Annotated in this window: 14 protein-coding genes; 3 read left to right on the forward strand and 11 right to left on the reverse strand. The window is 41.0% G+C overall.

Annotation, left to right across the window (positions count from 1 at the left end; translation table 11 throughout):
- Positions 1-3: 3 nt before the first annotated feature.
- From CWB77_RS09630 to CWB77_RS09640, 3 genes are all read right to left on the reverse strand, one after another.
- A complete protein-coding gene (locus tag CWB77_RS09630) occupies positions 4-1,842 on the reverse strand; it encodes a DUF294 nucleotidyltransferase-like domain-containing protein (RefSeq protein WP_010387614.1) in 1,839 nt (612 codons plus the stop codon).
- 140 nt (positions 1,843-1,982) lie between these two features.
- On the reverse strand, positions 1,983-3,707 hold the full coding sequence (locus CWB77_RS09635; protein WP_109874178.1) for a sodium:solute symporter family protein: 1,725 nt from the start codon (positions 3,705-3,707) through the stop codon (positions 1,983-1,985).
- Between the two features lie 10 nt (positions 3,708-3,717).
- Positions 3,718-3,981 carry a DUF4212 domain-containing protein gene (locus CWB77_RS09640; protein ID WP_008464847.1) on the reverse strand — a complete coding sequence of 88 codons (264 nt, stop codon included), beginning with the start codon at positions 3,979-3,981 and terminating at the stop codon, positions 3,718-3,720.
- A gap of 449 nt (positions 3,982-4,430) precedes the next feature.
- On the opposite strand from CWB77_RS09640, the gene CWB77_RS09645 reads away from it, so the two are divergent.
- The gene (locus CWB77_RS09645) at positions 4,431-7,871 is read left to right on the forward strand and encodes a hybrid sensor histidine kinase/response regulator (RefSeq protein WP_138622513.1); all 3,441 of its coding nucleotides are present in this window, start codon (positions 4,431-4,433) and stop codon (positions 7,869-7,871) included.
- A 35-nt stretch (positions 7,872-7,906) separates the two neighbouring features.
- Here CWB77_RS09645 and CWB77_RS09650 read toward each other — a convergent pair whose 3' ends face one another.
- The 3 genes from CWB77_RS09650 to CWB77_RS09660 form a co-directional block, all read right to left on the reverse strand.
- The gene (locus tag CWB77_RS09650; RefSeq protein WP_138622515.1) at positions 7,907-10,510 is read right to left on the reverse strand and encodes a DUF2339 domain-containing protein; all 2,604 of its coding nucleotides are present in this window, start codon (positions 10,508-10,510) and stop codon (positions 7,907-7,909) included.
- Positions 10,511-10,586: 76 nt separating this feature from the next.
- The gene (locus tag CWB77_RS09655; protein WP_138622554.1) at positions 10,587-11,486 is read right to left on the reverse strand and encodes a GGDEF domain-containing protein; all 900 of its coding nucleotides are present in this window, start codon (positions 11,484-11,486) and stop codon (positions 10,587-10,589) included.
- A 64-nt stretch (positions 11,487-11,550) separates the two neighbouring features.
- A complete protein-coding gene (locus CWB77_RS09660) occupies positions 11,551-12,135 on the reverse strand; it encodes a YqaA family protein (protein ID WP_010387603.1) in 585 nt (194 codons plus the stop codon).
- A gap of 145 nt (positions 12,136-12,280) precedes the next feature.
- Here CWB77_RS09660 and CWB77_RS09665 point away from each other — a divergent pair, with 145 nt between their 5' ends.
- The gene (locus CWB77_RS09665; protein WP_138622517.1) at positions 12,281-13,513 is read left to right on the forward strand and encodes a TMEM143 family protein; all 1,233 of its coding nucleotides are present in this window, start codon (positions 12,281-12,283) and stop codon (positions 13,511-13,513) included.
- A gap of 63 nt (positions 13,514-13,576) precedes the next feature.
- Here the strand turns inward: CWB77_RS09665 and CWB77_RS09670 are convergent, their stop codons facing one another.
- The 5 genes from CWB77_RS09670 to CWB77_RS09690 form a co-directional block, all read right to left on the reverse strand.
- Entirely contained in the window at positions 13,577-16,714 is a 3,138-nt protein-coding gene (locus CWB77_RS09670; RefSeq protein ID WP_138622519.1) for an efflux RND transporter permease subunit, read from the reverse strand.
- A gap of 8 nt (positions 16,715-16,722) precedes the next feature.
- Positions 16,723-17,952, reverse strand: a complete 1,230-nt coding sequence (locus CWB77_RS09675) for an efflux RND transporter periplasmic adaptor subunit (RefSeq protein WP_138622521.1) — start codon at positions 17,950-17,952, stop codon at positions 16,723-16,725.
- Positions 17,949-19,202, reverse strand: coding sequence for a TolC family protein (locus CWB77_RS09680; protein WP_138622523.1), 1,254 nt, complete (start codon positions 19,200-19,202; stop codon positions 17,949-17,951). Before CWB77_RS09680 ends, CWB77_RS09675 begins: the two co-directional genes overlap by 4 nt.
- A 172-nt stretch (positions 19,203-19,374) precedes the next feature.
- Positions 19,375-19,689 (reverse strand): hypothetical protein, encoded by a 315-nt coding sequence (locus CWB77_RS09685; protein ID WP_010387596.1) that lies wholly within the window; start codon positions 19,687-19,689, stop codon positions 19,375-19,377.
- A gap of 188 nt (positions 19,690-19,877) precedes the next feature.
- Positions 19,878-21,023: an iron-containing alcohol dehydrogenase gene (locus CWB77_RS09690; protein WP_138622525.1), complete on the reverse strand. Its 1,146-nt coding sequence runs from the start codon at positions 21,021-21,023 to the stop codon at positions 19,878-19,880.
- A 185-nt stretch (positions 21,024-21,208) separates the two neighbouring features.
- Between CWB77_RS09690 and CWB77_RS09695 the strand changes: the two genes are divergently transcribed.
- A complete protein-coding gene (locus tag CWB77_RS09695) occupies positions 21,209-22,087 on the forward strand; it encodes an AraC family transcriptional regulator (protein WP_010387592.1) in 879 nt (292 codons plus the stop codon).
- The last annotated feature ends 128 nt before the right edge of the window (positions 22,088-22,215 follow it).

A 22,215-nucleotide genomic window follows, 5' to 3' on the forward strand; every position in this document is an offset into this window, starting at 1 on the left:
TTGTTACAAACTCCCACGCGCAAATTTAAACGCCGCGCCTTGCTGCGCTTGTTTTACTAGGTAAAACGCTTCTTTAAGCTGATGACGTTCTAACGAATTGAGTTTGTCTGGGTTAATGCAATTACTAGGTAACCCTTCTTCATTTATTTGCGTGCGCAGCCGAAGCTGAGTTAAAAATCGCCAACAATCTTTTAAATTATAAATATCTTCTTTGCTTAATAGTGAATACTTTAATAAAGCATCCAACCTCTCTTGGGTGTTAGCACGGCGAATGCCTACTTTTAATGCATAAAGTCGCGCTAGATCGTTAATGATCACCACCCCGCGCTTTTTAAGATCGATGTACTTATGGTGTTGCTCTGTTTTTTCGGTTTTAAAGTTATTGAATAAACCAATCGGCGCACTGTTAGCGTTAACATCGCTGGCCATTGCCGCATAAAAAAGATCGTTGCGAGAAATATGGGTCAACTCTTCACAAAACTGGCTATAGAGTGTGGTTGAGCCTTCAATAAAGCGCAGATCAAAAAAGATTTTACAGTTGAGCATTGCCTGGGGTGTGGGACTGGTGATCCACTTTAAAAACTTCGCCCCCCAATCACTAACACTCATTCGACACGCATCACTGCTAGCCATTATGTTACCAGGACAACGACGAATGCCGCACTCAACTAAGTTTTCACAAACAAATTCGCCCATCTGTTTAAAATATGCGTGCTGTTCATCGTTTAGACCATCAGGTAATAACAAGCCATTATCTTGATCTGAATGCAGTGTTTGCTCTTCGCGCGCTTGAGAGCCAAAACAAATAAAACTAAAACTGGTTGGCGCGGCGCCATGGTGTTGTTGAAATAAAAAAATTAGCCGCGAGGTCAACGCATCGGTTAAACCACTGAGTAACTTTCCGATCAGCGAAATATCATCAATATTATTTGAAAAGCCTTTTAATAGCTCAGGAATTTCTTTCGCGTAACGTTTTAAATCAGCCACATTATGGGCCTTGTAAATACGACCAATTAGCTGCACTGGGTCGCTTTTTTGTTGGCGTAGTAAGTCTGTACTGGTTATCATTCCTAGCGGTTTGTGGTTTTCGTCAAGCACAGGTAAATGATGAATATTATGCTTAAGCATTAAGTGCAGCGCTGAAAATACGCGGTTATTTTCAAATATAAACTTAGGCTTATTGGTCATAATACTATTGATAGCTTGCGCGGGATCCACTTCATCAGCAAGCACTCGGTTACGTAAATCCCGATCTGTAACTACTCCAACAAGATGCGAATTTTCGGTGATCATCATTGATGAAATCCCATGCTCTTGCATTTTTTTAGCACTATGACGGATGCTGGCATCGGGGGGCAGCGTAATCGCTTTGCGAGTCATGATCTCTGATATTTTACGCTCAGACCAGCTGTCGTTATTGCTTTTATAATGTGATGACAGCAATCGATTAGCATGAGCACGAACAAAGTATTGCTCGAATGCTTTATATTCTCGACGTAAGTAATCAAAATCCGTTTGGTCGAGCATATAGACAATGCCCTCTTTTTGTACTTCTAAACTGTTTTGTATTGAATCTCCCGTCAGTAACGAGGGATAACCAAAGTAATCACCTTGAGTTAAACGCGTTACCGTATCGCCTTGAGCATCCACTAAATCGTATAACCCGGAACGAATTAAAAATAATTTAGGCTGTTCACTGTTAAGCCATTGCGTTTGGTTTTCTCGGGTCAAATAAATACTATCGAGATGGTTAACAAAATAACTGCAGGCGCTGTCCTGTAACATTGAAAATGGTGCTTGCTTGTTAATAAACTGCGCGACTTCCTGTTGCTCACTACTCATAAATCATCCTCAATAAAAAAGCGACTTAACCTGAAATATGGTTATTTAATATAGCGATTATTTAATGTAGTCATTATTTAAACAAATAAAAAGCCCGACTTAAGTCGGGCTTTGATGCGTTATATCATTAGATATATGGATTAGTGAGCATGCGCTTCACTAGACCCTTTAGGATTACGAATACCTTCAACCATTTCTTGAATTTCAACTGGTGTCGGTTGAGTCATTTTCATAACACCTGCAGCTACTGCAAAGTTAATGATCATGCCTACTAAACCAATCCCTTCAGGTGAAATACCTAAGAACCAATTTTCTGGGCTATTAAGCTCTGGACTCACAAACTTGAAGTAGATGATGTATGCAGCAGTAAAGGTGATACCCGTTACCATGCCTGCAATTGCACCATGTTTATTCATTGATTTAGAGAAAATACCCATAATAATTGCAGGGAAGAAGCTCGCCGCCGCTAAGCCGAAGGCAAAGGCAACAACCGAGGCCACAAATCCTGGCGGGTTAATCCCAAAGTAAGCGGATATTACAATAGCAATCATCGCTGCCAACCTCGCTGCAAGTAATTCTTGCTTGTCGGTTATATCCGGTTTGAGTGTCCGTTTAAGTAAATCGTGCGATACTGAGGTTGAAATAACCAATAGTAAGCCCGCTGTAGTCGATAGCGCCGCGGCAATACCACCTGCTGCAACGAGTGCAATAACCCAGGCTGGTAAGTCGGCTATTTCAGGATTCGCTAGTACCATAATATCGCGGTCAACATTTACTTCGTTTGCGCTATTAGGGTCAGTGATTTTACCTGATGTGTAGAACATTTTGCCGTCACCATTTTTATCATTAAAGGTGATTAAACCCGTACGTTCCCAGTTTTTAATCCAAGCTGGTGCCTCTGCATACGCTGTACCACTTCCGTCTTTACCATTTATTGTGTCGATCATGTTTACACGGGCAAACGAAGCTACTGCGGGTGCTGTTGTGTAAACAATAGCAATAAACACCAGTGTCCACGCTGCTGAAATACGTGTGTCTTTAACGCGAGGAACAGTGAAAAAGCGAACAATTACGTGTGGTAAACCAGCAGTACCCACCATAAGAGCACCTGTAATTGCAAATACATCAATCATGCTCTTTGAGCCTTCAGTGTATTGGCCAAATCCAAGCTCGGTACTTAAACCATCGAGCTTATCAAGTACATACATACCTGAGCCATCACTTAGCGTGGCACCAAAGCCTGTTTGTGGGAAAAAGTGACCTGTTGCCATCATAGAGATAAAAATAGCCGGTACTAAATAAGCAAATACCAGTACACAATACTGCGCAACTTGCGTGTAAGTAATACCTTTCATGCCACCAAGTACGGCATAGAAGAAAACAATGATCATACCGATATAAACACCGGTTTCAATTTCAACTTCTAAGAAACGAGAGAACACTACACCAACACCACGCATTTGACCCGCAATGTAAGTAAAACAAATAAAGATGGCACATAAAATAGCCACTAAACGCGCTGTACGTGAGTAGTAACGGTCACCGATAAAATCTGGCACGGTAAACTTGCCGAATTTACGTAAGTAAGGCGCTAAACACATAGCCAGTAGTACATAACCACCGGTCCACCCCATTAAGTAAACACTTCCGTCGTAACCCGCAAACGAGATAATACCCGCCATTGAAATGAATGACGCAGCACTCATCCAATCAGCAGCAGTTGCCATACCATTGGCTAGTGGAGGTACACCGCCACCAGCAACGTAGAATTCATTTGTTGACCCAGCACGAGCCCAAATTGCAATACCGATATAAAGCGCAAAGCTTAAACCGACAATTATAAATGTGAGTATTTGAACATCCATTGATTAGCTCCTATTCGTCTACGCCATATTTTTTATCTAACGTATTCATTTTGAAAACGTACACAAAAATCAAAGCCACAAAGGTATAAATCGCGCCTTGCTGGGCGAACCAGAAGCCAAGTTTAAACCCAAAAAAACGTACTTCATTAAGTACATCAACCAGTAATATGCCAAAGCCAAAAGAGACCACAAACCATACTGCTAATAATTTAAACAGTAATGAAATGTTTTCTGCCCAATAAGCTTTTGCTTGTTCTTCATTTTTAAAAGCCATTTTTATTTTCCCCTTTAAACATCACGATTGTGATGGGTGGTTTTTTATATTCGTTAACCAATTTAGCAATGCAATTCAAATATTGAATTGCGACAATAGTCGTAACAACATATTAACGTTTTCGTAAACTGCGTTTGATCAATTAGCAAACAACTCATGAACCACTTGAATTTCAGTAGCTTAATGAATTTTGATAACTGAAGTTTTTAGCCAAATTAAAACAAACCGTGGGAATAAGACATTAGTCTAACTAAATAGACAAAAACAAATTAACCCTTAAATATCATAGCTTTATTTTATTTATAGATAACATAAACAAAATGTATACCCCCTACTTTATTTGCAGCTAGGTATTGTTAATAAGCAAACTCCAACTGGCGCTCGCATCTTGAAATAGTTTGGGTATAGTTATGACAAATTATAAAAACACTCTACGAGGTTAAATAAACATGACAGCTGTACTACTCATTGTTGCCTTTGGCTACATAGGCGTGCTGTTTTGGCTGGCAAATTGGGGTGATAAGACCACCCCACTTGCCAAGCGCATTAGTCATCACCCATTTGTGTATTCATTTGCATTGGGGATTTATTGTACTTCGTGGACTTACTATGGCTCGGTAGGTACCGCTGCTACTAGTAGTTGGAGCTTTTTGCCTATTTTATTAGGACCCGCCTTACTGTTTTTTTTCGGCCAAGGCTTTTTACGTAAACTGGTATTGGTGAGTAAAAAACAAAATATCACCACTATTGCCGACTTTATTTCAGCGCGTTACGGCAAACGCCAAACCACTGCAATTATGGTGACCATTATTGCCTTATTGGCCACTATTCCTTACATCGCATTGCAATTAAAAGCGCTTAGTTCCAGCTTTTTACTTTTGCAAAATAGTAATCAAATATCTGGGGATATTTTGGCGTTATCAGCCACTTTAATGATGGCACTATTTGCTATATTTTTTGGCACGCGCAAAGTTGATGTAACCGAGTACCGCTCAGGCTTAATGCTTGCTGTGGCGTTTGAGTCGCTAATAAAGCTGTTTGCTCTGGCTGCTGTAGCAGGGCTTGCAATATATAGCTTATTTAATTTACCCGCAGAAAGTTCTGGCCAAGTCGCCGAGTCAATTTGGCTGCATTGGGCGCAGTTTGACTTTTTTAGCTTTAACTTTGTAGGTCAGTCGCTGATGGCGGCGGCCGCTATTATTTGTTTGCCACGGCAATTTCATGTCACCGTGGTTGATAACCAAGATAAGCGCCATTTATTTACTGCTCGCTGGGCTTTTCCATTGTACTTGTTATTGACCGCTGCAATGATTTTACCTATAGCCACCGCTGCTATTCATCCAGAAATTGGTCGTAGTTTATCACCTGACAGCTTTGTACTGGCACTGCCTATGCTGCACGATAACGCTTTTTTAACCACCTTTGTGTTTATAGGTGGGCTTTCTGCTGCCACAGCCATGATTGTTGTTGCAACGCTTACGCTAAGCACCATGATCTCCAACGACGTGGTGCTACCCTTAATGTTGCGTCGTAAATTTAAACGTAATTTAATCACCAGCAGCTATAAATCCCGCATTTTATTGGTGCGCCGCTTTACCATTGCTGGGGTGCTTATTTTAGCCTACTTCTATCAGCAATGGTTTGGTAGTGGCAGTGCGCTGGCCAGTATGGGGTTAGTGGCTTTCTCATTGGTGTCGCAATTATTGCCTGCTATTGTGGGTGGGTTATATTGGCGAAAAGGCCATGCTTATGGTGTTTATGCCGGGCTACTCGCAGGGGTCATTTGTTGGGTACTGTTTTTAATGCTGCCTATTTTAGAAGCCCCTAACCCACTAGACAGTGAGCTACAGCAAACGCTTATAACTAGAGGCACCTTAATCGCGTTGTTTGCTAATATTGGCTGTTACATTAGCTTTTCACTAGGAGCTGAAGAGCGCTTAATTGATAAAATTCAAGCGGCGGCATTTGTTAATCCCAAAGATCAGGCCATTTTATCTCGTCGCTTAAATAAAAACGTAAAAGCCACGGTATACGACTTTAAAATTTTACTGCAAACCTTTTTAGGCATTCAGCGTAGCCAACAAATTTTATCGCATTACGCACTTCATCATGATTTAAACGACAACAACGCACACCCTCGCGCTGACTTTATTGCCTACTGCGAACGCGCACTGACAGGCGTATTAGGTGCTTCCTCTGCGCAAGCACTTATTCATACAGTATCATCTGGGAAACGCATGGCGTTTGAAGAAGTGGTAAACTTTTTTGATGAAACCACACAGGCACTGCAGTTTAATCAAAACTTATTATTTACTTCACTAGAAAACTTAAGCCACGGACTCTCTGTGGTGGATAAAGATCTCAACCTCGTTGCTTGGAATAAGCGCTACAGCGAAATGTTTAATTACCCTGAAGGTTTTTTACAAGTTGGCCAGCCCATTGAAGAAATAATCCGTTATAACGCAGAGCGCGGTGAATGCGGCCCCGGTGAAATTGATCGCCATGTTGATAAGCGTGTTCAGCATTTAAAAAATGGCAGTTCACATCACTTTATTCGCCATCGTCGTAATGGCCAAGTTTACGAAATGATAGGCAACCCATTGCCTGATGGGGGGTTTGTAACAAGCTTTTCTGATATTACCAATCATATTAGTACGCAAAATGCGCTCGAAGAAATCAATATGGACTTAGAAAACCGTATTGAAGCGCGTACCCAAGAGGTGCAAACCATTAATAGTAACCTGCAAGCACAAATCGATAGTCGCGTACAAACAGAGCAAGCACTTACTTTAGCCAAACGCGAAGCAGAACAGGCAAATGATAGTAAAACCCGCTTTTTAGCACTGGCTAGCCATGATATTTTACAGCCGCTCAATGCGGCACGATTATACCTCGCCGCCATTGATGAAACTCAGTTAGATAGCACCAATAAAAATAACTTTAATAAGCTAGGTGATAGCCTCGATTCCACCGTGCATTTAATGTCGGCTTTATTAGAAATTGCCAAGCTAGAGCAAGGGGCGATGACCCCAAATCCTCGTCACTTTTGCATTGATGATATTTTAGACCCCCTTAAAAGCGAATATGCGATTTTATCGAGCGATAAAGGGCTTTCATTTAAAGTGCGTTCAAATAAACAAATAGTACACAGCGATATTACTTACTTGCGTCGAATACTACAAAACTTGCTGTCTAATGCGATTAAATACACCGAAAATGGCCGTGTATTAATTGCTTGTAGAAACAGAAAACACAGTTTACGGATTGAAGTATGGGATACCGGCCCTGGCATTAGCGGTATTGAACAAGCAAAAATATTTAACGACTTTTACCGAATTGAAGCGGGCGATAATAAAGGCGTTGGCTTAGGTTTAGGGGTGGTTAAACGTATGGCTGATTTATTGAGCCTGCCGATTGATGTGGTTTCAGTACCTAATAAAGGCAGCCGATTTAGCATTGAAGTGCCTTATGGTGATGCGCAATTAGTACAGCAAAAACAAAGCAGTCAAAATATAGTCGACAACCGCGCCGCGATAAATATTATTGCCGTTGACGACGACCCTGAAAACCTTGCCGCCATGGCCAGCCTAATGAAGCGCTGGCAGGCAAATTACACCCTATTCGATAAAGTGGACGCGGTGTTAACTTATGCAAAAGAACAAAGCGCACCTGATGTTATTTTAATGGACTATCAGTTAGGTAATGATTGGGATGGGATTACTGTAATTAAAGCACTACGCGAGATTTGGCAAAGCGATATTCCGGCTATTTTAATTACCGCTGTGCGTGACACCGAGCTAAAACAAACCACCAAAGCCGAAAATATTCATTACCTGAGTAAGCCAGTAAAACCAGGCAAACTTAAAGCACTGCTGAATCACAGTACTTGACGATTAATAAGAGTTTAAGCCCAGTAAGTACTGGGTTAACTATGACTGCGCTTTCTGAGTTTTTGAAACAACCAACTAAGCCCGACTAACGAAAGCCCTAAACCAATAAACGATAATGCCTTTAAAAGCCCAGTTAAATTTGCCATATCAATTAAAAATACTTTAACGATTACTGCACCAAGAATACCTAAACCAACATTTTGCAGTAACCGCTGCTGTTTTAAATGCCCGGCTATCACCACCAGTGCACCGAGTAACAACCAAATAACCGAATAGCTATATAGTTCGGCATCACTGGTTGCTTTATCAAGATAAATAAAGCCACCTTGCCAATATTGGCGGATCAAGGTATTGATAGCTAACAGGGCTAATAAACCAGACACACCGAGTGTAATTTGACTCAATTTAGCATTTAACGGTTTAACTAAACTCGCTAACCATAACGCCAGCAGGCTCGGGACGAACCAAATTAAAAGTATCCAGTTAAATATTGGTGTTTCACCAACATAAAGACGCATTAATAACGGATTATCATCCAACGTTGTATTGATTAACAACAAGCCAGCTAACGCTGATAAAATAAAACCTGCAGTGCGGTATAACTTACCCAGCTGCCCTGCACTTTGCGCGCGATATAAATAAACGCAGCCTAAAGCAAGCAAGTTACAACTGAGCAATACTTGTTCATAAAAACTTAAAGAAAACAGCTGAGGGTAGTGACCTACCAGTTGATAACTGGTTTCGGTTGTCACAAATAACGCTAAACAATGCAGTGCTGCTCCTTCAAGCCATATTTTTAGTTTTGAAGTATTAAAACATTTAGCCGCTGCAAAAAATAACCCAATACACAGCGGGTAAACAACTAAGCTCCAATGCAAACCAAATATGCTTAGCTCATCATAACTAGGCGTCCACGGCGATAAGGTAAGGCGTAAAAGTAATGCTGCCACAAGGGCTTTTATTGGCCAGTGTGGCATAGCCACATTGTATTTTTTTATCAGTAAGCTCAGCAGTAATACTTGAACAGCCAGTGCAATGGTAAGGCCGCTATCACTCAGTAACATTGTAATTGCTAAGGTGATATTGGCGTTTGCCCCCACCCAATAACTAAAACGCTGCCATAAAGTTGTATTATTTTGTGTAAATTTAATTAACGCCGCACTCATTAAACATAGCAATACCGCCCAAAGTGGATAAGCGGTTGCTAAAGCCGTATTTGGGATCAGCGCATACAAAGTGCCCACCAATACAAACAAGCTTAATGAAGCAAGCAAATGAAAAGCTAATCGTTTTGGGTATTTATTACCAAAATAGAGTCCATAGCCACTTAACCCAAGAGCAAGTAATAAGCCTAGCCCGTATTCTTTTTTAAAAATGAAAAACGCGTCATCAAAGGCATAAGTTTGTTTAGCGCTGACCACTAGTAACAGCGCAACCACTAAAGAGACCCCCTGCCATACATCCCAACGACTATTTTTTAACACTAAAAATAGTAACAAAGCGATGCTTAATAACGCTACGATTTGCCATTGTAAATTAAACACACTCAACAGCATGGCAATCATTAAAGGAGCAATAAATGCCAGTAACAAACCGTGGTCTGGAAATAAATTAACTAACCGTTTAAAGCTGTGCGGGCGTACTTCAAGGGTGTTAAAGCCCAAGCCTAAGCGTGCAATAGCGATTAATCCTAAAATACTTAACAACGCAAAAGCGCCTATTAACCACACTGTGTCGTAGTTAAATAGAGTGAGTCCAACCAAGTACCAGCCAATATGCCCTACCCATAGTAAATACCACAACCACACTCGCTGTACTTTATGTGCCACAACTGCTGCGGCAACACTCACAAGGGCAACATAAATAAGCAAAGAAAATAACTGCCCACTGCCCGTATTTACCCAAACAGGGACACTGTAAGCGCCTATAATGCCTATTACAGCAAGTAAAGGGCCTAGCTTTATTGCCATTGCACTAGCACACACAGCAATAACTGCTAAGCCAATAAATGCCCACTCAGCACTTAGCATGCTAAAGCTGTTATAGGCCAAAAACATTAAGGCAAAACAAGTCATAAAGCCGCCACTGGCAAGGGCTGCAGGAATGTAATTATTAAAGCCTTCAAAAACGATACGTTTATAATGTAAATAATACGCAGCTGCAATTAAGCCAATGCCAAATAATCCACCGGCACTGAGCCTCATTGCAGGTGAAAGTAGCCCCGCCTCTAAACTGTATTTTGCTAAAAACACGCCACCTAAAGCCAAAGCAATAGCACCAATCCAGGTCATCCAGTTTTGTTCAAAGCCTGCACGTAATTGTTTAAAAAGCAGTTCAATACTCGATGGTTTTTTAGTTATCGTTTTACGAGGTGGTGGAGGTTTAATGCTCGCTGGTTTATTAACAGCAGCAGGAATATCTGAGCGGTTTAGAGGTATTGCGTTATCTACTTGAGGGTCAGCGGAGGATTTTTCATTTTTTGCTGCATTTGAGCTTAACTCGAACTGTAATAGTTTTAGTTTTAATACTGCAACCTCTTGTTTAAGGGTGTTCAATTGCACTAAGGCCACTAATCCACAAATAGCCCCTGCAACAATCGCAATAGATACAATAATTGCTAATCCGATTAACTCATCCATACAGTCCCTTTTTTATCTCGCAACACAAGTCCCCAAAAACAGCATGAGCGAAATCTATTTTATAAAATTACTATGTTTAAGCAACCTCAAGGCGATCACGGCCTGCTTTTTTAGCTCGGTATAATGCCTGATCTGCACGTTTCATTACATTTTCAAAGCTCTGATCGCTGCTACGGTGCGCAATACCGATACTAACCGTTAAAGAACGCTGATTTTGTACTGTAATAGTGCGAGCAGTTTCTAGAATAGTCTGCGCAAAGTTAAGCACTTCATCAAGCTCATAACTAGGTAGGTAAGCGGCGAACTCCTCACCGCCTATGCGAGCAAAAATATTTTCATTTTTAAAGAGGTAGTTCACTTTATCTGCGAACTGTTTAAGCACCTGATCGCCCACATCATGGCCAAAATCGTCATTAATACGTTTGAAATGATCAAGATCTATGATTAAAACAGTGTAAGGATTATTAACAACCTCCTTCACATGCTGATAAAAACAGCGTCGGTTATACACTTTAGTTAAATCATCTATGATAAATTCTTGCGCCAACCGAGTGTGCATTCGCTGCATAAAGTGCATGGTTTTAAATAAACCATAAACGGTAATTAACATACCCAATGTGCGACATAAATCCTCTACGTAATTGCTTATCCAAAGAGGCTGATGTATTACTTCATCAAGCACATCGGCAGTAGATGCTACAATCCATAACATTAAACCGATACTGACATACACGTAGGCTTTTTTAGCTAATTGTGAACATTGCACCATAAAGAAAATTGTAAAAATAACCACTAAGTTAATAAAGTCAGTGGTAAAGCCGTAGAGATTTTGCTTGAAATCCAATAAAGGAAAGCGCATTAACGAAAAAATTGAAAAGCCAATAATAAACGCCAGCGTAGCTAAAATTAACAGTTTGTTTAATCTGGTAATTTTTACAAAACGGCTGAGCTTGAGGCTCACTTTTTCCGGATTCATCATAGGCTGTATTTAAACTTATTATTGTTGCTAAAAACTATACCATAAACTAAAACTGATTAATTTAAATTAATGTGCTAACACCCCAGCCAATTGCAACTAAAATAGTTAACCCAATCATGGTCTTAGTTTTGTGCTTGCTGATAATACGTTCAGCTTGATTGCCCGCATAATACACCACTATTGCTAAACCAAAATAACGTATAGAGCGAGCAATAGCGCTTGCTAATAAAAACAGCGCCAGAGAATACTTAGTTGCGCCAGCGGCTAGCATCGCAATTTGAAACGGAATAGGCACGATGCCTAGGCTTAATACAAACCAAAATCCTTGTGCCTGCATTTTTTGTTTTACGTTTTCAAACTGCTCAGGGCTTGAGAATGTATTGATAACCCAATCGCCAATTATATCAAATAAGTAATAGCCTAAAGCATAGCCAAATAGCGCACCTACAATACAGCCTAGTGTTGCCATAAGGGCAATTTGCCAGAGCTTTTCTCGTCGTGCTTGCATAAGTGGTACCAGCACCGCCTCGAGTGGAATGGGCACTATGGTGGATTCTAAAAATGAGGCGATAGTAATCCCACCCAACATATTTTTAGACTCAATAAACTGACGTGTTTTTTGCTTGAGCTTTTTTTGTATAGCCATAAACGTCCTGTTAGCAATTAGGTAAGTGACTAAATCATCTCATAATAAGGTTAATGCTACCTGAAGAAATACAGTCAACATAGTAATCATTATAAGACTGCTTTATTATCTTTATATACCATTATACTTTTAAAATTTTCACAATATGCAAACTGCTCGCTACATTCCCTTTAGAAAACACGACATCATTACAATGTGCGCCAAAGAGCTTAATAAAGACCAACAAACTTCTTTTAAGCAGCTTTGTGAACTTTTAGCCAGCTTAATTCACTTTCAGTACCATGGCACACTTGAGTCATTAAAAAACAATTACGCGCCTTTTGATCCAAATAGCGATACTCGTTTAATAAACAGCGTGACTGATGAGCAAAAAGCTCAATGCCAACGAGATTTTGCTAAAGATTTCGCCAACGTATTAAATGCGGCTAATTTTGAAGTGATCACCCATCAAGACCTACAAGATGCATTAAACGAAGAATCGCTTTTTAAAGTTCGCCTTGAGGTAGAGTTTGAGGATTTTGAAGAAGTGGTTTTTTATCGCAGAGGCGAGTCGCAACTCACCGAAACCATAACCAGCTTTTGGGGGTTACGTAAAAAGCCACTGCATTTTACCAACTACGACCGCGTAGCAGTATTTATTCGCTTTAAAGATAAAGCCTATTTTGAATCAAAAAACAAAATACCTATGGGGTTTGAGCCCAGCTCAACCATAGTAAAACTATTTCAAAATGTGCCAAAAGCTGACTTAGAAATGCTATTTCCTAATAGCGAAGTACGAATGCGCTCTATTGATAAAGTGATTATTGGCTCATCGGCACTTATTGGCGGTGCGGTAGTATTAGTTACCAAACTGGGCGCCTCATTACTTTTACTGTTTGCTTTGTTTACATTTTGGGGAGGGTTTAGTGATAAAGCCGTTACCATGACTCAGCAGCACTTTATTACGTTAGCCATTGGTATTGGCGTATTTGGCAGTTTTGTGTTTAAAGAGTGGAGTAAATTTAAAAACCGTAAAATTAAATTTATGAAAGCGCTGAGCGATAATCTGTACTTTAAAAACCTTGATAACAACGCGGGTGTTTTTCATACACTAATAGACGCCGCCGAAGAAGAAGACATAAAAGAAGCCCTACTGGCCTACACTTTTTTACTAAAATCTAAAAATGGCTTAAGTGCTCACGCACTTGATGAGCAGATAGAGACGTGGTTTAAAAGCAAGTACCAATGCGAGCTAGATTTTGAAATTAGCGACGCGCTTGAAAAGCTTGAACGTATGCATTTAGTAACTTGCACAAACACCCTATATAACGCGGTAAATCTAGAGCGCGCAAAAGCCATATTAGATGAGCGCTGGGATAGCCTATTTCAATATAACTAAGCAACTCCTTACTTAACAAAAAAGCAGCTGACACTTCAGCTGCTTTTTACGTTATTACCTAATTTAGGCTGTTTGCTGCTTTTTAAATTTTGCATGCACTAATTTATAAAGTGCTGGTAAAATTAACAATGTGAGCAAAGTGGATGACATAATTCCACCTACCACCACGGTTGCCAAAGGCCGTTGTATTTCAGCGCCGGTACCGGTATTTAGCGCCATAGGAATAAACCCTAAACTAGCCACAAGCGCGGTCATTAGCACTGGGCGTAATCGCTGTAATGCCCCGCTATGTATTGCATGGTATAAGCTTAATCCCTCATTTCGTAACTGCTTAATAAACGACAGCATCACCACACCGTTTAATACCGCAACCCCACTTAGAGCAATAAATCCCACACCCGCTGAAATAGAAAGCGGCATATCTCGTAGCAATAATGCTAATACCCCACCGGTTAGTGCCAGTGGTACGCCACTGAATATAATCAGTGAATCACGCAGCGAGCCAAAGGCACTATAAAGTAAGCCAAAAATAAGCAATAAAGTCACAGGCACTACCAACGACAAACGCTTACTCGCCGATTGTAATTGCTCAAACGTACCGCCGTATTCAAGCCAATAACCACTGGGTAGGTTAAGTTGTGCGTTCATAGTCGCTTGGGCATCGCTTACAAAGCTGGCTAAATCGCGTCCTGTTACATTAGCTGTTATTACCACATTGCGCTTGCCGCTTTCGCGATTTATTTGATTAGGGCCTTTTTCAATACTGATTGTAGCCACTTCTCCAAGCGGTACAAATGCAAGCTCAGGGTTACTACTTTTAGGTAACGCAATAGGTAAACGCGCAAGCACAGAGACATCATCAGACCAACGCTTATCTAAGCGTACTAATAACGAAAAGCGCTTATCACCCTCATAAATTAGCCCTGTTTGCACTCCACCAAAAGCAGCGGCAAGGGTTTGTTGAATGTCGTTTACGGTTAATCCTAATAGCGCCATATGGTCTCGCATTGGGGTAACAGAAAGTGTGGGCAAGCCCTCCATTTGCTCTAAACGAACATCAGTAGCACCGGTAATATTTCGCATTAAACCAGTGGCTTTTTCGCCAAACTGTTTAAGTATGGCTAAATCGTCACCGTAAATACGCAGCGCTACATCGGCACGCACACCGGCAATTAACTCGTTAAAGCGCATTTCTATAGGCTGGGTAAATTCATAGTTATTACCCGGTATCTCATTCACACGATGACGAATTTGCTGCACTAACGCGTCTTTACTTAGTGACGGATCAGGCCATTGCTCACGCGGCTTTAACATTAAAAAAGTGTCGGCAACGTTAGGTGGCATAGGATCGCTGGCGACATCTGCAGTGCCAATCTTTGAAAATACGTTCGCAATTTCAGGCTGCTCTAATAAAGCCTGCTCCAACTGCTTTTGCATTTGCACCGATTGTTCAATACCGGTGCCAGTAATACGCAACGCATGCATTGCAATGTCACCTTCATCTAGCTGCGGTAAGAATTCGGCGCCCATATTTTTAACTTTAAAGCCAAGCACTAATACTAAAACCGTGGCAATGCTCACCATCACCCACGGTAATTTAAGCGATAAGTTAAGCAGTGGCTTGTAGATTTTTTTAACGCCACGCATTACTGCGTTTTCGCTTTCATCTACTTTACCACGCACAAATACGGCAATAGCCGCTGGCACAAAGCTGACAGCAAAAATAAGTGCACCTATTAACGCGGCAACCACGGTAAACGCCATAGGCTGAAACATTTTTCCCTCAACACCACTGAGCGCAAATAGCGGTAAATACACCAACATAATAATTAAAATACCAAATACGGCGGGGCTAAACACTTCTTTGGTGGCTGAAGTGACAACCTCTAAACGCTCACTGAGCGTAAGTAAGCGGCCATGTTTATGTTGAGCCATCCCTAATTGACGAAGGCAGTTTTCAACCACAATCACCGCGCCATCAACAATTAATCCAAAGTCGATTGCACCTAAGCTCATTAAGTTACCCGAGACTCGATTACCCACCATGCCAGTAATAGCAAATAGCATGCTCAGCGGAATAACCATGGCGGTAATAAGCGCACCAGTGATATTCCCAAGCAATAACAACAGAATAACGATGACCAATACCGCACCTTCAAACAGGTTTTTTTGTACTGTGGCGATGGTTTTATCAACCAGATTGGTGCGGTCATAAACAGGCTCAATAATAACCCCTGCAGGTAAACTTTTTTGTACTTGTATAAGCTTATCAGCCATGGCTTTGGCAACCACACGGCTATTTTCACCAATTAGCATCATCGCCGTGCCTAATACGGTTTCCTCGCCATTATAAGTAGCCGCGCCAGTTCTGAGTTCTTTTCCTAAGTATACATTTGCCACGTCTTTAATTCGTACAGGAGCATCATCACGCTTAGCAATAACGGTGTTTGCTATATCCGCTAATGTTTTTAATTGCCCAGGGGAGCGCACTAAATATTGGCCGTCAAAGCGCTCTATATAACCGGCTCCGCGATTGCTGTTATTAAGCTCAAGTGCACTAATAACATCCTTGATTGTTAGCTTATAAGCGATGAGCTTTTCTGGTATGGGCGCAACTTGGTACTGGCGCTCAAAGCCACCTTGGCTATTTATTTCGGTTACGCCTTTTACTTTTAAAAGCTGCGGACGAATAACCCAGTCTTGTAAAGTACGTAAATCTTCGGCGCTGTAAGGCATACCATCACTTTTTAACGCATCGGGTTTTGCATGCACGCTATAGGTAAATATTTCACCTAAACCACTGGCAATAGGTCCAAGGTTTGGCTCAACATTATTAGGTAAATCGGCGCGAATACTTTGAATACGCTCACCAATTTGTTGACGCGCCCAATAAATATCGGTGCCTTCATCAAAAATAATGGTTACTTGAGAAAGCCCATAGCGAGAAAGCGAACGGGTATAATCAAGCTTAGGAATACCCGCCATCGCTGTTTCGACTAAGTAAGTGATACGCTGCTCAACTTCAAGCGGCGTAAAACCAGGCGCTTTAGAGTTAATTTGCACTTGTACATTGGTAATATCGGGTACAGCATCTACCGCTAAGTTTTGGATGTTATACACACCAAACCCAGCAAATAAAAATGTTAGTGCCAGTACCATCATGCGGCGTTTAACCGCAAAAGAAACAATCCAGTTAATCATGGTACCTCCTAGTGTGCGTGACTTGCGCCGCTTTTTAAAATGTCGGCTTTGATCACATAGCTATTGGTTGTGACGTACTCGTTACCTGGGCTTAAACCCGCGATCACTTCAACCCACTCGCTACTTTTTGCGCCTAAAGTAACAGGGCGTACTTCAAATACACTATTTTTACGCACAAACACACTCGTCATACCATTAAACTCTTGAATAGCCTCAGGCTTTACACGCACGCGGGCATTAACTTTATCGATACTGACATCACTATTAACATGCATACCTGGACGCCAATGACCATCTGGGTTATTAAGCTCAATACGGGCACGTGCAATGTGCCCGCCAGTCATCATAGGTGCTATAAAAAACACCTTACCTTGGGCATTTAAATGATGATGTAAATCGTAAACGATAGCGCTTTGACCAATGGCTAGGTTTTCAATATTTTCAGGAAAGGCTGAGAGCTCAACCCATACTTTATCAAGGTTCACGACTTGCATTAGCGCACGAGCACTTGCCAGTTCGCCACGCTTTAAATATTGTTCGGTTACCACACCGCTAATAGGGCTTTTAATGCTGTAGTTTTGCAAAGTTTCGCGATTGGTGACGCTGGCCAGTACATCGCCTTTTTGAACGGTTTGACCAATACTGACAAAAATATCGCTGATCAATCCGGTATATGGCGCCATAATTTCTACTGTGCCATGCTGTGTCGGTGCAATAACACCAAACAGCGTGTCGGAAATATCAACCTCGCCACTTTGTGCTATCTCTGTTTTAATGCCCGCACCTTTAATTGCTCGCTCGCTAATCACAGTGCGGCCTTCGTGCTGAGAGTACTCAAAGGTAACGCGCTCACCTTTATAATTGGCAGTAATCAAAAGCTCAAATGAATGTGGTTCATTTATAGGTTGCGTGCTAACAAGGTAGCCATTCTCACGGGTAAATTGTATTTTTTGTGGCGCTTCTACTAAGCGTTTTAAGTTCATTTCTATACTTAAATCGTTTATATCTACCGGCTGTTTTTGCTCATAACCATATACGCGCAGCTCAACTTTACCTGCCAATTCTTGCAGCTTTAACTCAAGAGTGAGCTTTTCGTTAGTTAATAAAAAGCCGCCGTGTGGACCTTGTTTTTGGGTTTGCTCTGTTTGGTCATGTTCTGCTGAGGCAAATACATGTGTGCTTGTTAAGCTAGCTACAAACGAGAGAAATACTAATAATGCGATAAAAGTGTTGTTCATGATTGAAAAGTCTCAGTTAAAGATTGGCCAGTTAAACGCTCAAGTGCGAGATGGGTCTGATATAACGCTGCATATGTGTTAATCAACGCGCGTTTAGAGTCAAAAAGAGCTTGTTGAGCATCGAGCAATTGCAACACCGAAATTTGTCCGCGTTGATAGCTTTTTAAACTTTGCTCAATGAGTGTTTGGGCTTGGGGAATAACTTGCCCAGATAACAACTGTGCCTGTAATGTCTTACCTTGGTAATAGGCATACAAAGTACGAACTTGCTGACGTAATTGAACCCGTAACAGTCCTTGCTGCTCACGTAACAATGCTAACTGACTGTTAGCGGCTTCAATATTACCGCTATTTGAGTTACTCAATTGCAACGGCATTGAAAACGAAAACAGCAACGAACTGGTATTGTTTTGCTGGTTGTAGCTCACGCCTGCACCTATATTAATATCGCTTTGCCCATTAGCTTTTTGCAGCGTTAAGTTGGCCGCTTGCTGTAAGTATTGCTGCTGTAACATAGCAAAATCAGGCGCTTGGTTAACCGCATCAAGTAACCCTTGCTCAGAGCTAAGCGGCATTAATGTATTAATATTCCCAGCTAAATCCGTGTAATCATGTTGCTTATTCCATAGCTCATTGAGCGATAAACGTGCTCGCTCAAATTCGCTATTTAGCTTAGCTTTATCAAGCTCAACTTGGCTAAGCGCATAACGCATACGGGTTACATCCGCTTGCGATACAGCGCCGGCATCAGCTCGTTGCGTTATTGCTTTAAGTGCTTGGCTTACAACCTGATGTCGTTCGCTATTGAGAGAAAGTAAAGTTTGAAATTTAAGCGCCTCGTAATACCGCTCACCAGTGGTTGCCAATAAGGCTAAACGAGTATTTTGATATTGTATTGCTTGGGCTTTAATGTTTGCCGTAGCGTAATTTATACGGCTTTGGCGTTTATCTCCAAGCTCTATAAGCTGGCTAAATGCCAAGGTTATTTCAGCGTCTTGCACACCACGTGCATCGTTTGTCCCCAGCAGATTTTCAGCTTCTATATTTAAGATAGGGTTAGGCGAAAGTGCAGCTTGAGATTTAAGCGCGCTGAGTATTTTTTGATGATAAGGGTAGCGTTTTAATAGCGGATTTTGTTGCTCGGTATTTATCAACGCTTGTTTTAGAGTTAGTGTTTTAACATTTGCAAACGCACTAAAAGCAGGCAGCGTGCACAGCATCACCACCAACATAATTGATTTTTTATTCATATAGCTTGTCCGTTTTTAATAAACAGAGTTCACTTGCAAACCATTCACAACCTACGCAAAAGATAGCGACAGTGTAAATTGCTCAGCAATCTAAACATGCCTATAACGGCCCATAAAACACTTATGTGTAGGCAGCTAAAAGCACAGTAATTAATTGAAATTAAATTAAGAACTAGCTAAATGAATTCGGTGGCGGTACGTCTGGTGGATAATGTAAGCCGTGATAGCATATCGCTAAAGTTGGTTTACTTTTCTCGGGAGTTATTGAGTGATTTGAGCTGTGGCTATAACCACTGTGGCAATGCTGGTGAGCATGTATTTCTGTTGTTGGGGCATTATCGCTATCATCAGCAGATGAACCTAGTTGCGATAATGAGCTATTTACGTGGTCAACGTCTTCTTGTAAATGGTACGCGGCGCCGTCACAGCTTATAAAGCTATGCACAAGCACAAGTAACATTACAATTAAAAAACGATTTGAACGCACAGTTAAACGAATTCCCTATTGAAACACACGATTAGATAAGCTCATTACTCATCTAAATATTATTTTCTTCAATACTGTACCTGAAAACATCAAAAAAAGTAATGCAGCAAAATAAAATTTTATTTCATTCAATCTTATTTTGCTGCAAAAAGCCGCTAACCAATGTTAGGGATCAATATTAACCGTTATTAAGCAACCGCTTGCTCTAAAATTTCACGGCTTTCTTTTAACGTAATAGCTTGGTTTTCTCCAAGGGCAACCATGCCATGCGCTTCAAGCTTGCCAATAATATTATCAATGGCAGCCGCTTTGTCATCACCATGCTCAGTAAGCTCAGTGGCTACGTCAAGGCTGTGGTAAAACGCTTCAATCGCTTGAATTGTTTGCTCTGCTAAATCGTCTGTTTGTGCAAGACCAAATACGTTTTTGCCCATTTGTTCTAGTTTTGCTTTTTTAACTGCAAATTGATTTCGCAGTAAAGAAGGCTGAACAATAGCCAGTGAGCGGGCATGATCAACACCATAGGCGGCTGTTAATTCATGACCAATCATGTGGGTTGCCCAATCTTGCGATACGCCAGAACCAATTAAGCCATTAAGTGCTTGGTTAGCTGCCCACATAAGATTTGCACGCCATGCATCGTCTTGGCTTTCAAAGTTATCACCCAATGCTTTAAGCGCTTTTAACAGTGCCTCTGCATAACCTTCTTGAACAAGTGCACCTTCTGGGAATGTTAGGTACTGCTCACAGGTATGTACCCATGCATCTACTAAACCATTTACAAGCTGGCGCTGCGGTAATGTTTTCATTACATCAGGGTCCATAATGGCAAATTTTGGTAATACTTCTGGAGATGCAAACGGTAGTTTTTGCTTCGTTGCTTCTTTGCTTACTACTGAATTTTGATTAGACTCAGAACCGGTTGCAGGCAATGTAAGTACCGCACCAATAGGTAATGCGCTGGTAATTGTATGCTTACCTGTAGGGATATCCCAACCTTCGCCATCATATACAGCAGATGCTGCAATGTATTTAACGCCGTCAATTACAGAGCCGCCGCCTACACCTAATACGAAATCGATGTCTTGTTCTTTACAAATTTTTACTGCTTGGTCTAGCACTTCAATTGTTGGGTTGGCACCTACGCCCGAAAACTCTACCCAATCAAAACCTTCAAGTGCTGCTGCAACTTCATCGTACACGCCGTTCTTTTTAATAGAACCGCCACCGTACACAACTAATACTTTTTGATCTTTTGCGATCAAATCAGTAAGTGCGGCAATTTGTTGCTGACCAAATTGAATTAAAGTGGGATTTACGTAGCTAAATTTCATTATTTTGCTCCTAAAGGGGACGGTTAATTACTAAGCACCTTATCAATTCTTAAATAAATAAAGTGTTGATAGATGCATAATAATGGCATAGTACATATATAAAAAGCCTAATAACTGCCAAAAGCTTGCCTAAAACTATCAGCGTTGTTATTTTACGCCAAATACCGTTAATTTAAGCCGCCCTTATGACGACCATCGCCACTTTGTTACAACAATACGCAGAGCATAATAAGTTGCTCAGCTTTGAAGGTACCATGGAAACAATTATTCCAGGGGTGTACTTTCATCGCGCCACCAAAAGCTCAGCGCGTCAGCCGCTTATTTATAATTCAGGTATTATTATTGTTGGCCAAGGACATAAAATTATTCACTTCCCTGAGCATCAAATACAGTATGGTGCAGGCGATTATTTAGTACTGGGAGTGCCAGTACCACTAGAATGTGAAGCGTTTACTGATAACGATTTACCAGTAATGGGTATAGCAATTGATATAAACCCAGCCATGCTGCACAAACTGGTTAACCAAATGATGCAACATAAGCCTATTTTAACTCCTTTAACACAAAGCGGAGCCGTACAAAGCGCCACTTTAGATTTAGCTATGGAGCAAGTTACCCATCGACTGTTAACAGTGTTAAACGATCCGCTTGAGGCTGAGGTATTTGGTGACGATATAGTTAAAGAATTAGTATATAGGGTGCTGTGTGGCCCTCAAGGCAACACTTTAATTGGACTTGCAATGCACGATGGCCATTACGCACGCATAGCGCGTACCTTATCAACATTACATAGTGATTATGCAAGCCCTATTACCGTAGAGCACTTAGCTGAAGAAGTGAATATGAGCGTGTCATCTTTTCATCGTGCCTTTAAACAAGTTACGTTTGAATCCCCTTTGCAGTATTTAAAAAAAGTGCGTTTAGCTAAAGCAAAAGAATTAATAACCACCTCTGGCAGTAAAGCAAATGAGGCCGCATTTAAAGTAGGCTACACCAGTGCGTCACAATTTAGCCGTGAGTTTAAACGCCATTTCAACAAAGCCCCCAGTGAAATACATGTGTGATTAAAACTAACTTACTTTTGCGCAAGTCATTATTTAAATACTTTATCATTAGACTTTGTTAATATGGCTTAAAAGTATTCGTCTACTTAGTGATGATAGATTGTACGATAAAGACAAGGAGTTTTTAG

This window comes from Pseudoalteromonas sp. S1610, assembly GCF_005887465.1.
Taxonomy (GTDB): domain Bacteria; phylum Pseudomonadota; class Gammaproteobacteria; order Enterobacterales; family Alteromonadaceae; genus Pseudoalteromonas; species Pseudoalteromonas undina.